This window comes from Streptomyces sp. NPDC002446 (assembly GCF_053595675.1).
On record NZ_JBSFYC010000071.1, the window covers coordinates 26,496 to 40,862 of the forward strand.

The window sequence follows — 14,367 nt, forward strand, 5'->3', positions numbered from 1 at the left end:
GCAGAGCCCCGGCGGGCCGTACGCCCACGGGCCCGCCGCCTCACAGCCAGCCGCGGCGCTTGAACAGCCGGTAGAGGGACACCTCGATGACGGCCATCAGCACGATGATCGCCGGATAGCCGAAGTGCCATCTGAGCTCGGGCATGTCGTCGAAGTTCATGCCGTAGATCCCCGCGATCAGGGTGGGCACGGCCGCCAGCGCCGCCCAGGACGAGATCTTGCGCATGTCGTCGTTCTGCCGTACGCCCATCTGCGCCAGATGGGCGGCGAGAATGTCCGAGAGCAGCCGGTCCAGGCCCTCCACCGACTCGTTGGCGCGGGTGAGATGGTCGTCGACATCGCGGAAGAACGGCCGGGCGTGGTCGTGCACGAACGGCACCCCGGGGTTCTGCAGCCGGGTCATCGGCTCCGCCAACGGCCCGGTCGCCCGGCGGAATTCCAGCACCTCACGCTTGAAGGCGTAGATCTGGGCGGCGGTGTTGCGGGTGTCCCGGCCGCGGACCGGAGCGAACACCTCCGCCTCCAACTCCTCCATGTCCACCTGCAGTTCGGCGGCCACCTCGATGTAGTGGTCGACCACGGCGTCGCTGACCGCGTACAGCACCGCCCCCGGGCCGTGCCGCAGGATCTCCGGGTGGTCCTCCAGACGGCGCCGCACCGCCGCCAGCGGGCTGGCCTCGCCGTGCCGGACGGTGACGACGAACGAGTCGCCCACGAAGACCATCAGCTCCGAGGCGGTCACCGCGTCCGCCTGCACGTCATAGGTGATCGGCTTGAGCACCACGAACAGCGAGTCGTCGTAGACCTCCAGCTTCGGCCGCTGATGTGCGTGCAGCGCGTCCTCGACCGCCAGCGGGTGCAGCGCGAACTCGGAGCTGACGAGCGCGAACTCCTCCTCCGTGGGCTCGTACATCCCCAGCCACAGGAAGGAGCGCCCCTCCGCCCGCGCCGCCGCCAGGGCACCGGAGAAGTCGGCCGCGCAGTCGGTGCGGCGGCCCTCCCGGTAGATGGCGCAGTCCACGATCACACCTGGCATTCTCGCGCGGACCGCGGTCGCCTGCCAGAAAGGCGGACCCGGAACGTAGGCTGGCGGTCATGCCCACGCTGATCCTGGTGCGGCACGGCCGCTCCACCGCCAACACCGCCAAAGTGCTCGCCGGACGGACGCCCGGCGTCGCCCTCGACGAGCACGGCGCCGCCCAGTCAGCCGCCCTGCCCGCGCGCCTGGCGCAGGTCCCGCTGACCGCCGTCGTCTCCAGCCCGCTGCAGCGCTGCCGGGAGACCGTGGCGCCGCTGCTGGACGCCCGGCCCTGGCTCACCCTGCACATCGAGGACCGGATCAGCGAGTGCGACTACGGCGACTGGTCGGGCCGCAAACTCGCCGAGCTCAACGACGACCCGCTGATGGAGGTCGTCCAGCAGCACCCCTCCGCGGCCGCCTTCCCCGGCGGCGAGTCGATGCGGGCCATGCAGGCCCGCGCGGTGGACGCGGTACGCGACTGGAACGCCCGCATCGAACAGGCCCACGGCCCCGAGGCGGCCTACGCCATGTGCTCGCACGGCGACATCATCAAGGCGCTGGTTGCCGACGCGCTGGGCATGCACCTCGACCTCTTCCAGCGGGTCTCCGTCGAGCCCTGCTCGGTCACCGTGATCCGCTACACGCGGCTGCGCCCCTACCTCGTACGCCTCGGGGACACCGGCGACTTCGGCTCGCTCGCGCCCCGGGCGGACGGCAGCAGCCCGGCGGCCGACCGGGACGCGGCCGTCGGCGGTGGTGCGGGCGCAGCGTGATCAGTCGGCGCAGTAGGGTGGTGCGACGGCGCTGCCCGCCACGCCTCTGCGGTCCGCAGGACGTGCAGCGACCGCAGTGACCCCGCAGTCGAGCAATCGGAGCAGGACGTTGTCCCGTCAGGTGTTCTTCTACGACTCGCCGGACCGCTTCGTGGCCGGCACGGTCGGGCTGCCTGGCCGCCGTAGCTTCTACCTCCAGGCCACCGCGGCCGGCCGCACCACCAGCGTCGCCCTGGAGAAGACACAGGTCGCAGCGCTCGCCGAGCGGATCGACGAGCTGCTGGACGAGGTCGTACGGCGCAGCGGCGGCAACGCCCCGGTGCCCGCCGTCTCGCCCGCCGAGCTGGCCGACACCGCCCCGCTGGAGACGCCCGTCGAGGAGGAGTTCCGGGTCGGGACGATGGCGCTGGCCTGGGACGGCGAGGACGAGCGGATGATCGTCGAGGCGCAGGCCCTGGTCGAGCTGGACGCCGACAGCGAGGAGGACCTCGCCGACGCCGAGGAGCGGCTGCTCCAGGACGACGAGAACGGCCCGCCGATGCTGCGGGTGCGCCTCACCGGAACCATGGCCAGGGCGTTCGCCAAGCGGGCGCTGGAAGTCGTCAACGCCGGCCGCCCGCCGTGCCCGCTGTGCAGCCTGCCGCTCGACCCGGAGGGACACGTATGTCCGCGCCAGAACGGATACCGACGGGACGCCTGAGCGCGGTGGAGCCGGCCGGCCCGCTGCCCGGTCCCGCGGATCCGCAGGATGCGCCGCCCGCCGCGCCGGGCCTGCCGGCCGCCGTGCTCCTCGAAGGGGAGCTGACCGTACGCGGCCGCATCCAGGAGGCGTCCAACGCCGTGCTCTACTGCACGGTCGACCACGACGGCCGCAGCGCCGCCTGTGTCTACAAGCCGGTCGCCGGCGAGCGCCCGCTGTGGGACTTCCCCGACGGCACCCTCGCCCAGCGCGAGGTCGCCGCCTACGAGGTCTCCCGCGCCTGCGGCTGGGACCTGATCCCGCCGACGGTGCTGCGCGACGGCCCGTACGGCACCGGCATGGTCCAGGAGTGGATCGACCCGCCGCAGAGCAGCGACGAGGTGCCCGAGCTGCTGGCGCTGGTGGAGGACGAGGAGCCGGGCCCCGGCTGGAAAGCCGTCGGCTTCGCACAGCTCGGCGAGGGCCGCACCGCGCTGCTGGTGCACGCCGACGATCCGCGGCTGCGGCGGCTCGCGGTGCTCGACGCGGTGATCAACAACGGTGACCGCAAGGGCGGCCATCTGCTGCCCGGCACGGACGGCCGGTTCTTCGCGATCGATCACGGTGTGACCTTCAACGCCGAGGACAAGCTGCGCACGCTCCTGTGGGGCTGGGCGGGGGAGCCGCTGCCCGATGAGGCCGTGGAGGTGCTGCGCGGCCTGCGCAAGGCGCTTGAGGACGGGGCGCCGCTCGCCGCCCGACTGGCCGAACTGATCACGGAAGCCGAGATCGAGGCGCTGCGGGAGCGGGTGGCCGGGCTGCTGAGCAGCGGCCGGCACCCCGAGCCGAGCGGCGGGTGGCCCGCCATCCCCTGGCCGCCGGTCTGAACCGTCGCGGCCCGCACCGGGATCGTCACGACGCCCCTTGCACGTCGCGCAGTCAAATGCAAGAGCGCCTTTCCGGCCAACACCCCTGGTCCGGTTCGTATGCGGAACATCCGTCCGGTTACGCTCAAGGCATGCATGCATGGCCCGCTTCTGAGGTCCCCGCCCTGCCTGGTCAGGGCCGCGACCTGAGGATCCACGACACCTCGACTGGCGGACGGGTGACCCTCGCCCCCGGTCCCGTCGCCCGTATCTATGTCTGCGGCATCACGCCGTACGACGCCACCCACATGGGGCACGCGGCGACCTACAACGCGTTCGACCTCGTTCAGCGCGTGTGGCTCGACACGAAGCGCCAGGTGCACTACGTGCAGAACGTCACCGACGTCGACGATCCCCTGCTGGAGCGGGCGAACAAGACCGGTGTCGACTGGACGGCGCTCGCCGAGCGCGAGACCGCGCTGTTCCGCGAGGACATGACGGCCCTGCGGATGCTGCCGCCGCGCCACTACATAGGCGCCGTCGAGGCGATACCGGGCATCGTCCCGCTGGTGGAGCGGCTGCGCGACGCCGGCGCCGCCTACGAGCTGGACGGCGACATCTACTTCTCCGTCGCCTCCGACCCGCACTTCGGCGAGGTCTCCGGCCTGGACGCCGAGGCGATGCGGCTGCTGTCCGCCGAGCGCGGCGGCGACCCGGAGCGGGAGGGCAAGAAGAACCCGCTCGACCCGATGCTGTGGATGGCCGCCCGCGACGGCGAGCCGAGCTGGGACGGCGGCTCGCTGGGCCGCGGCCGGCCCGGCTGGCACATCGAGTGCGTCGCCATCGCCCTGGACCACCTCGGCATGGGCTTCGACGTCCAGGGCGGCGGCTCCGACCTCGCCTTCCCGCACCACGAGATGGGCGCCTCGCACGCCCAGGCGCTGACCGGTGCGCACCCGTTCGCCCAGGCGTATGTGCACGCCGGGATGGTCGCCCTGAATGGCGAGAAGATGTCGAAGTCCAAGGGCAACCTGGTCTTCGTCTCCACGGTGCGGCGCAACGGCACCGACCCGGCCGCCATCCGGCTGGCGCTGCTCGCGCACCACTACCGCGCCGACTGGGAGTGGACCGACGCCGTGCTGGACGAGGCGGTGGACCGGCTGGCGCGCTGGCGCGCGGCGGTCTCCCGTCCCGACGGGCCGTCCGCCGACGCCCTCCTGGAGGAGATCCGTACGGCGCTCTCCGACGACCTGGACTCGCCGGCCGCCCTCGCGGCCGTGGACCGCTGGGCCGCCGCCCAGCAGGCCGGCGGCGGCAGCGACGAGGGCGCGCCGGGCCTGGTCTCGCGCGCGGTCGACGCGCTCCTCGGGGTGGCGCTGTGACCGCCACTGGCTGACTCCCGTCCTCAGGGGCGCTTTCGCCGGCCGGCGAAAGCGCCCCTTTCCCGTGGACCGGGAAGAGCGGGCCGCGCTCAGCTCTCGCCGTCGTCCGGGCCGTCCTCCGGCTTCCCGGAATCGGCGGAGTCCGCGCCGGCGGACGGGCCCGGAGTCTCCGTGGAGCCCTTGTCCTTGGCCGTGTCCTTCGGCTCCCGCGGCTCCTTGGACACCGGCCGCGGCGGCCGGGTGCGCCCGCTGGTGGTGTCGCGGAGGTAGGAGCTGTCGCGGCTGTCGGCGAGTCCGCCCTCGGTCGCCACGCCCGGGCCGGTCTGCGGGTCGCGGCGGCGCAGATAGCGCTCGAACTCGCGGGCGATGGCCTCGCCGGAGGCCTCCGGCAGATCGGCCGTGTCCCGCGCCTCCTCCAGGGACTGGACGTACTCGGCGACCTCGCTGTCCTCGGCCGCCAACTGGTCCACGCCCAGCTGCCAGGCCCGCGCGTCCTCGCTCAGCTCGCCGAGCGGGATGCTGATGTCGAGCAGGTCCTCCAGGCGGTTGAGCAGGGCCAGGCTGGCCTTCGGGTTGGGCGGCTGGGACACGTAGTGCGGCACCGCGGCCCACAGACTCACCGCGGGGACGCCCGCGTGGGTGCAGGCCTCCTGGAGGATGCCGACGATGCCCGTCGGGCCTTCGTAGCGGGACTCCTCCAGATCCAGCCGGCGGGCGAGGTCCGCGTCGGAGGTGACCCCGCTGACCGGCACCGGGCGGGTGTGCGGGGTGTCGCCGAGCAGCGAGCCCAGCACCACCAGCATCTCCACGCCCAACTCATGGGCGAAGCCGAGGATTTCGTTGCAGAACGAGCGCCAGCGCATGCTGGGCTCGATCCCGCGGACCAGGACGAGATCGCGCACCCGCCCCTTGCCGTTCGCGTCGCCGACGCGGACGACGGAGAGCCGGGTCGTCGGCCATGTGATCTTGCGTACGCCGCCGTCCAGGAAGACGGTGGGGCGGTTCACCTGGAAGTCGTAGTAGTCCTCGGCGTCCAGCGCGGCGAAGACCTCGCCCTTCCACTCCCGGTCCAGATGTGCGACCGCGGCGGAGGCGGCGTCGCCGGCGTCGTTCCAGCCTTCGAACGCGGCCACCATGACCGGGTCGATCAGCTCGGGCACCCCCTCGAGCTCGATCACCCAGCGCCTCCTTCCGACCGGTTCGGCCGTCTGGGGACGGCCGCCGGCAGCAGTTCCATTGCGTGCGTCACCAAGACTACGGCTTGTGTGGCGTCGCTCCGCAGCCCCTCTGCAAGAACCAGTGCCGATTCATCCGACCTGTGCCCAGAGGTACTCGCTCAACTTCCGTACGGGGTCTGGACGCGGTCTCACGCGCGGGTCTATACATCGGATGACCTGGGAAAGGTCCGATGTTCTTCCGCAACATCTCAGGGGGCATGCGCATGGCCGTGACCGACACCGTCACCGAGCTGGAGGTCCATGACGTCCGCTTCCCACCTCGGAGCAGCTCGACGGCTCGGACGCCATGAACCCCGACCCCGACTACTCCGCCGCCTATGTGGTGCTGCGCACCGCCGGCGGACCACCGGGGCACGGCCTCTGCTTCACCATCGGGCGCGGCAACGAGGTCATGGCCGCCGCGATCCGTTCGCTGGCCCCGTACGTCGTCGGCCGCCCCGCGCCCACCACCGCCGCACGGCGGCGGATGTCGCGGCGACCGTCGCCCACCTGGCGGGCGACGGCGGGCGCTACATCACGGGTGCGTCGATCGCGGTGGACGGGGGCTTCGCGATCTGACGCGCCCGCACGGGCGGACCGGGCGGGCGTACCGCACGGCAGACCGGGCGGGCGTAGGCGGGCCTACCGGCGGGCAGCGGCGCCGGGCGGGCGCGTTCACCCTCACAGGCGGCGCCCGGCGGGCGGGCGCACGTCACAGCGGCCGACGCCCGGCGGGGCCCGCCCACGTCACAGCGACGCCCGCAGCCACTGCTCCACGCTGGCGATATGCACCGTCGCCCAGGCCCGCGCCGCCTCCGCGTCGTGGTCGCGCAGCGCGCCGAGGATCGCGCGGTGCTCGGTGAGGGTGCGGGCCACCGCGTCCTTCTGGGTCAGCCCGCGCCAGATCCTGGCCCGGGTGGTCGGCCCGGATAGCCCGTCCAGCAGTGAGCAGAGCACGGAGTTGCCGGACGCCGCGACGATCCCGCGGTGGAATTCCAGATCGCAGGCGACCAGGTCCTCCACCGAGGGGTCCGGTCCCAGTGCGTCCAACTGGGCCTCCAGGGCGTCCAGTTCCTCCCGTCGTATCCGGCCGGCCGCCATCGCCGTGGCGGCCGGCTCCAGGATCCGGCGGACGGCGAGGAACTCCAGTACCGTGTCATCGCGGTGGAAGTCCACCACGAAACTCATGGCCTCCAGCAGGAGTTGCGGATCGAGGCTGGTGACGTAGGTGCCGTCGCCCTGGCGTACGTCCAGGATGCGGATGAGGGAGAGCGCGCGCACCGCCTCGCGCAGCGAATTGCGGGACAGGCCGAGCTCGGCCGCCAGCTCGCTCTCCTTGGGCAGCCGGTCGCCGGGGCGCAGCGCGCCGGAGACGATCATGCCCTTGATCTTCTCGATGGCCTCGTCGGTGACCGCCATGCCGACCTCCCCGCTCTGCGACGGACATCCCGCCACGGACACACCGCCACGGACACACCGCCACGGACCCCGCAGACATCCGATGTCTGGGCCATTATGGCCTGCCGGCCGTGAGATCGCGCCCTCCCCAGCCGCTCTTGTACGCCGCCCAGTCCTCCTCCGTGGCCGTGAAATCGACATACAGCGCCGTACCGAACCGCCGGCGGCCCGGATCCTCGCGGGTCAGCCCCAGCCGTATGCCCCGCACCGCGGCCCGTACCGTCTCCGCCGAGGCGTGATGGCCCACTCCGTCGGTGTGGAAGAACGGCAGCCCCATCAGCAGATCCGTCTCCGGCCCGGTCGCCTCCAGCGCCAGCCGGGTCTGCTGCGCCACATAGCCGCCGTACAGGCTCTCGGCCGGCAGGGCGGTGTCGTACGACATCAGCGCGATCTGGTCGACACGGCGCGCCACCTGCCCGAAGAACCGCTGGGATATCCACTTGGGGTGGCCGGTCACCGCCCCGGTGACCGTGTGCAGCTCCGGCAGCGGATCGATCTGATGGACCGCCACGGACAGCACCCCGCCCCGGCCGCGCACCGCGGGCCCGAGCCGGTCCAGCAGCCGCAGGTAGTCGGGGTTGTCGGAGTGCAGCGGCTCGATGTCCAGATGGACCCCGGCGAAGCCGTCCGCCAGTACCTGACGGGCGCTCGCCACGATCGCCCGGCGGGCCGGGGCATCCGCCAGCCGTAGCCCGCCCCGCTTGCCCTTCTCGTACACCAGCCGGTCGCCCAGCCAGGCGTGCACCCGTACCGACGGCAGCTCCCGGCGCACCGCGGCGATCAGCCACCGCGCCCGCGGATAGGCCTTCCGCGCCGGCGGCAGGGTGCCGTCATGCTCCAACGGCCCGGCGTGCACGTACAGATCACGGATTCCGGTGCCCTCGATACGCCGCCGCAGCGCCGCCACGTCGGCCGCGTCCCGCCGTCCGTCCACCCAGGCGTGCCCGAGCCAGAAGGCGTCCCGCCCGCGCGTCGTGGTCTCCGGCGCGGCCGCCCCCGCGTACTGGGCGCGCAGCGCCGTCCCCGCCAGCGTCACCGGCAGCACGACCAGCACCGCGACCACCCAGGCCGCCCACTTCCCCGCGCGCCGCAGCCGTAGCCGAGCCATCGCCGTCCCCCCCCGTCGTCCCCCGTCGATGTTCCTGGTGCACATCATCGCAGCCGCCACTGACAGTCACCGCCGGGCAGTCACCGCCGGGCCGGGTCTCCCCACCCGGCCCGGCGTGCGCACCGCGCGCGCGGACGACGGTGGGGCGGCCCGCACGGACCGCCCCACCTTCCTGCACACTCACGGGGCTGACGGGCAGTCAGCTTCCGTGCGGCCGTGCGGCCGTGCCGTCCTCAGCCAGCCAGCATGTCCTTGACCCTGGCCCGGACGTCCTCCGTGTCCAGTCCGCGGATCATCAGCGTCGTACGGCGGCGCAGCACGTCGTCGACCGTCTCGGCCCACTCGTTGTCCCGGGCGTAGGCGACCTGCGCCCAGATCTCCGGCGCGTCCGGGTGGATGCGCTCGGCCAGCGCCGGGTTCTCGTTCGCCAGCCGGGCGATGTCGAAGGACAGCGAGCCGTAGTGGGTGGCGAGGTGCCGCGCGGTCTCCGGGGCCATCCGCGGGCCGGGCGTGCCACCGTCGACGAGCAGCCGGTGCGCGACCGCGTTCGGGTTGGCGATACCGGGCAGCGGAAGCTTCTTCGGCAGGTGCGCGATCGGCTCCATGTCGTCGGCCAGGGGGTGGCCGGGCAGCGCGGCGAGCTTGTTCATGACCGTACGGCCGATGTGCCGGAAGGTCGTCCACTTGCCGCCGGCGACCGACAGCATGCCGCCGCTGCCCTCGGTGACGACCGTCTCGCGCTTGGCCTTGGAGGTGTCGCCGGGGCCGCCGGGCAGCACCCGCAGGCCCGCGAACGCGTAGGTGATCAGGTCACGGGAGAGCTGCTGGTCGCGGATGGAGAAGGCGGCCTCGTCCAGGATCTGGGCGGTGTCCTTCTCGTTGACCGCGACGTCCGCCGGGTCGCCCTCGTACTCCTCGTCCGTGGTGCCCAGCAGCAGCATGTCCTCCCAGGGGAGGGCGAAGGTGATGCGGTACTTGTCGATCGGGGTGGCCAGCGCCGCCTTCCAGGGGGCGGTGCGCTTGAGGACCAGGTGCGCGCCCTTCGACAGGCGGATGGAGGGGGCCGCGTTGGGGTCCTCCATCTTGCGCAGGTGGTCCACCCACGGGCCGGTGGCGTTGAGCACCAGGCGGGCGTTGACGCCGAACTCCTGGCCGTCCAGGCGGTCCTTGAGCTCCGCGCCGGTGACCCGGCCCTGGGTGAAGCGCAGACCGGTGACCTCGGCGTGGTTGAGGACCGTGGCGCCGGCCTCGACCGCCGCGCGGACGGTCATCAGGGCCATCCGGGAGTCGTTCATCTGGTCGTCGCCGTACACGGCCACGGCCTTGAGGTTGTCCGTACGCAGCTCCGGAACGTCGCGCTGCGCCTTGGCCGGGGTTATGACGTGCCCGACGCCGTCACCGAACGCGGACAGCGCGGAGTAGGCGAAGACGCCCGCGCCGAGCTTGGCCGCGCCGTGCGGGCCGCCCTTGTAGACGGGCAGGTAGAAGGTCAGGGGGTTGGCGAGGTGCGGTGCGACCTGACGGGACACCGCACGCCGCTCGAAGTGGTTCTCCGCCACCAGCTTGACCGCGCCGGTCTGCAGGTAGCGCAGCCCGCCGTGCAGCAGCTTGGAGGAGGCGGAGGAGGTGGCGCCGGCGAAGTCGCCGGCGTCCACCAGGGCCACCCGCAGTCCGGCCTGCGCGGCGTGCCAGGCAGTGGAGATGCCCAGGATGCCGCCACCGATCACCAGGAGGTCGTATGTCGCCTTGGAAAGCTGCTCCCGAGTCTCGGCGCGGCTCGCGTTCGAACCGTTGGCCGGGTGCGTCCCGAGTGCCGGGACGCTCTGCAGGGTGCTCATGATGTGCTCCTCGTCAGCTCTCGTCGTCGTCGAGCCAGCCCATGGTCCGCTCGACCGCCTTGAGCCAGCTCTTGTATTCGCGGTCACGGGTGGCCGCGTCCATCCGGGGGGTCCACTCGGCGGCCCGGCGCCAGTTGGCGCGCAGTTCGTCGGTGCTGGACCAGAAGCCGACGGCCAGTCCGGCCGCGTAGGCAGCGCCGAGGCAGGTGGTCTCGGCGACCATGGGGCGCACCACGGGGGCGTCCAGGAAGTCCGAGATGGTCTGCATCAGCAGGTTGTTGGAGGTCATCCCGCCGTCGACCTTGAGCGCGGTCAGGTCGACGCCGGAGTCCTTGGTCATGGCGTCGGTGATCTCGCGGGTCTGCCAGGCGGTGGCCTCGAGCACGGCACGCGCGATGTGTGCCTTGGTGACGTAGCGGGTCAGGCCCGCGATGACACCGCGCGCGTCCGAGCGCCAGTAGGGGGCGAACAGGCCGGAGAAGGCCGGTACGAAGTACGCGCCGCCGTTGTCCTCGACCGTGCTGGCCAGGGTCTCGATCTCGGCCGCGCTGTTGATGAGCCCCATCTGGTCGCGCATCCACTGGACGAGCGAGCCGGTGACGGCGATGGAGCCTTCCAGGGCGTAGACCGGCTGCTGGTCGCCGATGCGGTAGCCGACGGTGGTCAGCAGCCCGTTGTAGGAGTTGACCGGCTCATGGCCGGTGTTCATCAGCATGAAGGTGCCGGTGCCGTACGTGGACTTGGCCTCGCCCTGCTCGAAGCAGGTCTGGCCGAAGAGCGCGGCCTGCTGGTCGCCGAGCGCGGAGGCGACCGGGACGCCGGCGAGCACACCGCCCGCGGAGTGGCCGTAGACCTCGGCGGAGGACCTGATCTCCGGCAGCACGGCGGCCGGGATCTCCATCGACTGCAGGATCTTCTCGTCCCACGCCAGGGTGTGCAGGTTCATCAGCATGGTGCGCGAGGCGTTGGTGACGTCGGTGACGTGGTGTCCGCCGTTGACGCCGCCGGTCAGGTTCCAGATGACCCAGGAGTCCATGGTGCCGAAGAGGATCTCGCCGCGCTCGGCGCGCTCGCGCAGGCCCTCGACGTTGTCGAGCAGCCAGCGGATCTTCGGGCCCGCGAAGTACGAGGCCAGCGGCAGACCGGTCTCCCGGCGGAAGCGGTCCTGGCCGACGTTGCGGCCGAGCTCCTTGCAGAGCGCGTCGGTGCGGGTGTCCTGCCAGACGATGGCGTTGTGGACCGGCTCACCGGTGTTCTTGTCCCACAGGACGGTGGTCTCGCGCTGGTTGGTGATGCCGATGGCCTTGACGTCGGCGGCGGTGATCCCCGCCTTCTCGACGGCGCTGTCGACGACCTGCTGGACGTTGGCCCAGATCTCCGAGGCGTCGTGCTCGACCCAGCCCGGCTTCGGGAAGATCTGCTCGTGCTCCTTCTGGTCGACCGAGACGATCCGGCCGTCCTTGTCGAAGACGATGCAGCGGCTGGACGTGGTGCCCTGGTCGATGGCCGCGATGAACGGCCCGTGGCCGTGGGAGGCGGTGGTGTGGGTGTCGCTCATGGTGTGCTCCAAGAAGTCTGTGCGGGCGGCGGGGCGGTCAGGCGGCTCAGGCGAACGCCAGCTGGTAGATGCCCCCGGCGATGGCTCCGCCGATCAGCGGGCCGACGACCGGGATCCAGGCGTAGCCCCAGTCTGAACCGCCCTTGTTCGGCAGCGGCAGCAGCGCGTGCACGATGCGCGGACCGAGGTCGCGGACCGGGTTGATGGCGTACCCGGTCGGGCCGCCCAGCGACAGGCCGATGCCGACGACGACCAGTGCGACCAGCAGCGTGCCGATCACGCCGACGCCCTTGCCGTCGTCGCTCAGACCGAGCGTGAGGATCGAGAGCACGAGAACGACGGTGGCGATGATCTCGGTGGCGAGGTTCTGTACGACGTTCCGGATCTCCGGGCCGGTGGAGAAGATGCCGAGCACCGGGCCCGCCTTGGGAGCGGCCTTCGGGTCGACCAGGCCCTCCTCGCTGGTGTGGTTGGCCAGCACCTCGGGGTCGGTCAGATGCGCCCGGAACTGTCCGTAGTAGACGATCCACATCAGCACCGCGCCGATCATGGCGCCGAGCATCTCACCGGCCAGGTAGACCGGTACCTGGCTCCACTCGATGCCGCCCTTGATGGCGAGGCCGAGGGTGACGGCGGGGTTGAGGTGAGCGCCGGACTTCACGGCGATGTAGGCACCCGTGAGGACGGCGAAGCCCCACCCGAAGGCGATGGCGACCCATCCGGCGTTGAACGCCTTGGAGCGCTTGAACGTGACGGCGGCGCAGACGCCGCCTCCCATCAAAAGCAGAACAGCGGTACCGATGGTCTCGCTGATGAAGATGTCGGAGCTGGACACCCGCGACTCCTTTGTCCTTCGTCCAGGGGAAGGCGAACCCCGGGTCCCTCCGGTGGTCCGCGCCCTCCTAGAGGGCGGTGGTCGGCCCGCGGCAATGCTCACCATAGCGAATATTGTCGTTAGGTGTTCGACAATGCCGACCGACGAACGGCAGTTTTGTTCACCGTAAGAACCCCGTCAAGGGTTCCTTGGCCAAAAACTTAGGTGAACTTAACGGCCGAAACCGGTCAGAATCGCCCCGCGCCAAGATCACGGGAGACCGCCCGTGCGCAATCCCTCACAGCAGCGATGATTTCCGGCCGCAGCTCGCCCTCCCGGCAGAGCCGCTCCACGGCGCCCGTGACGCCCACCGCGCCCACCGGCATCCGACGCCGGTCGTGGATCGGCGCGGCCACCGACGCCACCCCCTCCCAGGTCTCCTCCACGTCCGCGGACCAGCCGCGCGCCCGGGTCAGGTCCAGCAGCCCCTCGAAGTCCCCCAGCCCGGTCACCGTGCGCGGCGTGAACGCCTCCCGGTCCGCCTCGACCGCCTCGCTGTGCGCCACCGGGTCGTACGCCGAGAGCACCTTGCCCAGCGCCGTGCTGTGCAGCGGCTGCATCGCGCCCACCTCCAGCACCTGCCGGCTGTCGTCCGGCCGGAAGACGTGGTGCACGATCAGCACCCCCTGCTGGTGCAGTACGCCCAGATAGACCGCCTCGCCGCTGGAGCGGGCCAGGTCGTCGGTCCACACCAGGGCGCGGGCCCGCAGCTCGTGCACGTCCAGATAGCTGTTGCCCAGCCGCAGCAGCTCCGCGCCCAGCTGGTAGCGGCCCGAGACGGCGTCCTGCTCGACGAACCCCTCCTGCTGGAGCGTGCGCAGGATCCCGTGGGCGGTGCCCTTGGCCAGTCCAAGGGAGGAGGAGATGTCGGAGAGCCCCAGCCGCCGCTCCCCTCCTGCGAGCAGCCGCAGCATCGCGGCGGCTCGCTCCAGCGACTGGATGGTCCGTGCCATCGGGCAACCTCCGAAGTATGCGGTTCGACAATGCTGAACGATATCGGCCCATGCCGACCCGAGTCAGCGAACCAGACGTTCTTGGTAGCGAACGGGAGTCTGCCAACGATCACGGATAGTGCACGACAGGGGGGTGGTGTCGTGCTGTCCACGGCGTGAAACGGGGAACACGTGTACCGGACCGGCAGCTACGCTGGCCGGGTGCGCCCTCTCCAGGAGGGTGCAAAGCCGACAGCCGTCGCAACCACGGGAGCACCTCCATGGCCTCGAACACGCCATCGTCCATCAGCACGTCCCGCAGCGAGAACCTCCGGGAGGCACTGGCCTCGCGGGTGGTCGTCGCGGACGGCGCGATGGGCACCATGCTGCAGGCCCAGGACCCGACCTTGGAGGACTTCCAGCAGCTGGAGGGCTGCAACGAGATCCTCAACATCACCCGGCCCGACATCGTCCGCTCGGTGCACGAGGAGTACTTCGCGGTCGGCGTCGACTGCGTGGAGACCAACACCTTCGGCGCGAACTTCGCCGCCCTCGCCGAGTACGACATCCCCGAGCGGGTCTTCGAGCTGTCCGAGGCCGGCGCCCGGATCGCCCGCGAGGTCGCCGACGAGTTCACCGCCTCGACCGGCCAGCAGCGCTA

The 14,367-nt window shown here is 71.5% G+C and carries 13 protein-coding genes and 2 pseudogenes; 7 read left to right on the forward strand and 8 right to left on the reverse strand.

Going from position 1 to position 14,367, the window contains the following annotated elements; all coding sequences use genetic code 11:
* Positions 1 to 40 precede the first annotated feature (40 nt).
* Positions 41 to 1,036 carry a magnesium/cobalt transporter CorA gene (gene corA / locus ACWD6P_RS30135; protein WP_451447338.1) on the reverse strand — a complete coding sequence of 332 codons (996 nt, stop codon included), beginning with the start codon at positions 1,034 to 1,036 and terminating at the stop codon, positions 41 to 43.
* A gap of 59 nt (positions 1,037 to 1,095) precedes the next feature.
* Here corA and ACWD6P_RS30140 point away from each other — a divergent pair, with 59 nt between their 5' ends.
* The 4 genes from ACWD6P_RS30140 (at position 1,096) to mshC (ending at position 4,721) form a co-directional block, all read left to right on the forward strand.
* Positions 1,096 to 1,794 carry a histidine phosphatase family protein gene (locus ACWD6P_RS30140; protein WP_451447339.1) on the forward strand — a complete coding sequence of 233 codons (699 nt, stop codon included), beginning with the start codon at positions 1,096 to 1,098 and terminating at the stop codon, positions 1,792 to 1,794.
* Positions 1,795 to 1,903: 109 nt separating this feature from the next.
* Positions 1,904 to 2,494, forward strand: coding sequence for a DUF3090 domain-containing protein (locus ACWD6P_RS30145; RefSeq protein WP_451447340.1), 591 nt, complete (start codon positions 1,904 to 1,906; stop codon positions 2,492 to 2,494).
* Positions 2,458 to 3,360 (forward strand): SCO1664 family protein, encoded by a 903-nt coding sequence (locus tag ACWD6P_RS30150; protein ID WP_451447341.1) that lies wholly within the window; start codon positions 2,458 to 2,460, stop codon positions 3,358 to 3,360. Before ACWD6P_RS30145 ends, ACWD6P_RS30150 begins: the two co-directional genes overlap by 37 nt.
* Before the next feature lie 131 nt (positions 3,361 to 3,491).
* Positions 3,492 to 4,721, forward strand: a complete 1,230-nt coding sequence (gene mshC / locus ACWD6P_RS30155) for a cysteine--1-D-myo-inosityl 2-amino-2-deoxy-alpha-D-glucopyranoside ligase (protein ID WP_451447342.1) — start codon at positions 3,492 to 3,494, stop codon at positions 4,719 to 4,721.
* Positions 4,722 to 4,810: 89 nt separating this feature from the next.
* Here mshC and ACWD6P_RS30160 read toward each other — a convergent pair whose 3' ends face one another.
* Positions 4,811 to 5,899, reverse strand: a complete 1,089-nt coding sequence (locus ACWD6P_RS30160; protein ID WP_451447343.1) for a PAC2 family protein — start codon at positions 5,897 to 5,899, stop codon at positions 4,811 to 4,813.
* A 263-nt stretch (positions 5,900 to 6,162) separates the two neighbouring features.
* On the opposite strand from ACWD6P_RS30160, the pseudogene ACWD6P_RS30165 reads away from it, so the two are divergent.
* Together ACWD6P_RS30165 and ACWD6P_RS30170 are read left to right on the forward strand one after the other, a co-directional pair.
* Positions 6,163 to 6,416: pseudogene (locus ACWD6P_RS30165) on the forward strand (fuconate dehydratase); the annotation flags it as partial.
* A gap of 5 nt (positions 6,417 to 6,421) precedes the next feature.
* Positions 6,422 to 6,517: pseudogene (locus tag ACWD6P_RS30170) on the forward strand (oxidoreductase); the annotation flags it as partial.
* A 168-nt stretch (positions 6,518 to 6,685) separates the two neighbouring features.
* On the opposite strand, the gene ACWD6P_RS30175 reads toward ACWD6P_RS30170, so the two are convergent.
* From ACWD6P_RS30175 to ACWD6P_RS30200, 6 genes are all read right to left on the reverse strand, one after another.
* Positions 6,686 to 7,357: a FadR/GntR family transcriptional regulator gene (locus ACWD6P_RS30175; protein WP_451447344.1), complete on the reverse strand. Its 672-nt coding sequence runs from the start codon at positions 7,355 to 7,357 to the stop codon at positions 6,686 to 6,688.
* A gap of 94 nt (positions 7,358 to 7,451) precedes the next feature.
* The gene (locus tag ACWD6P_RS30180; protein WP_451447345.1) at positions 7,452 to 8,504 is read right to left on the reverse strand and encodes a hypothetical protein; all 1,053 of its coding nucleotides are present in this window, start codon (positions 8,502 to 8,504) and stop codon (positions 7,452 to 7,454) included.
* Positions 8,505 to 8,737: 233 nt separating this feature from the next.
* Positions 8,738 to 10,342, reverse strand: coding sequence for an FAD-dependent oxidoreductase (locus ACWD6P_RS30185; RefSeq protein WP_451447346.1), 1,605 nt, complete (start codon positions 10,340 to 10,342; stop codon positions 8,738 to 8,740).
* Between the two features lie 13 nt (positions 10,343 to 10,355).
* Entirely contained in the window at positions 10,356 to 11,900 is a 1,545-nt protein-coding gene (glpK, locus tag ACWD6P_RS30190; RefSeq protein ID WP_451447347.1) for a glycerol kinase GlpK, read from the reverse strand.
* 46 nt (positions 11,901 to 11,946) lie between these two features.
* Positions 11,947 to 12,735 (reverse strand): MIP/aquaporin family protein, encoded by a 789-nt coding sequence (locus ACWD6P_RS30195; protein ID WP_451447348.1) that lies wholly within the window; start codon positions 12,733 to 12,735, stop codon positions 11,947 to 11,949.
* Positions 12,736 to 12,962: 227 nt separating this feature from the next.
* A complete protein-coding gene (locus ACWD6P_RS30200) occupies positions 12,963 to 13,727 on the reverse strand; it encodes an IclR family transcriptional regulator (RefSeq protein ID WP_451447349.1) in 765 nt (254 codons plus the stop codon).
* Positions 13,728 to 13,987: 260 nt separating this feature from the next.
* Between ACWD6P_RS30200 and ACWD6P_RS30205 the strand changes: the two genes are divergently transcribed.
* On the forward strand, positions 13,988 to 14,367 hold a 380-nt coding region (locus ACWD6P_RS30205), incomplete at its 3' end, for a homocysteine S-methyltransferase family protein (RefSeq protein WP_451447350.1).

Excerpts from the sequence above, each read along its gene's own strand:
- corA (WP_451447338.1), bottom strand. The coding sequence starts at position 1,036 with ATGCCAGGTGTGATCGTGGACTGCGCCATCTACCGGGAGGGCCGCCGC.
- ACWD6P_RS30140 (WP_451447339.1), top strand. The coding sequence starts at position 1,096 with ATGCCCACGCTGATCCTGGTGCGGCACGGCCGCTCCACCGCCAACACC.
- ACWD6P_RS30150 (WP_451447341.1), top strand. The coding sequence starts at position 2,458 with ATGTCCGCGCCAGAACGGATACCGACGGGACGCCTGAGCGCGGTGGAG.
- mshC (WP_451447342.1), top strand. The coding sequence starts at position 3,492 with ATGCATGCATGGCCCGCTTCTGAGGTCCCCGCCCTGCCTGGTCAGGGC.
- ACWD6P_RS30175 (WP_451447344.1), bottom strand. The coding sequence starts at position 7,357 with ATGGCGGTCACCGACGAGGCCATCGAGAAGATCAAGGGCATGATCGTC.
- ACWD6P_RS30180 (WP_451447345.1), bottom strand. The coding sequence starts at position 8,504 with ATGGCTCGGCTACGGCTGCGGCGCGCGGGGAAGTGGGCGGCCTGGGTG.
- ACWD6P_RS30185 (WP_451447346.1), bottom strand. The coding sequence starts at position 10,342 with ATGAGCACCCTGCAGAGCGTCCCGGCACTCGGGACGCACCCGGCCAAC.
- glpK (WP_451447347.1), bottom strand. The coding sequence starts at position 11,900 with ATGAGCGACACCCACACCACCGCCTCCCACGGCCACGGGCCGTTCATC.
- ACWD6P_RS30200 (WP_451447349.1), bottom strand. The coding sequence starts at position 13,727 with ATGGCACGGACCATCCAGTCGCTGGAGCGAGCCGCCGCGATGCTGCGG.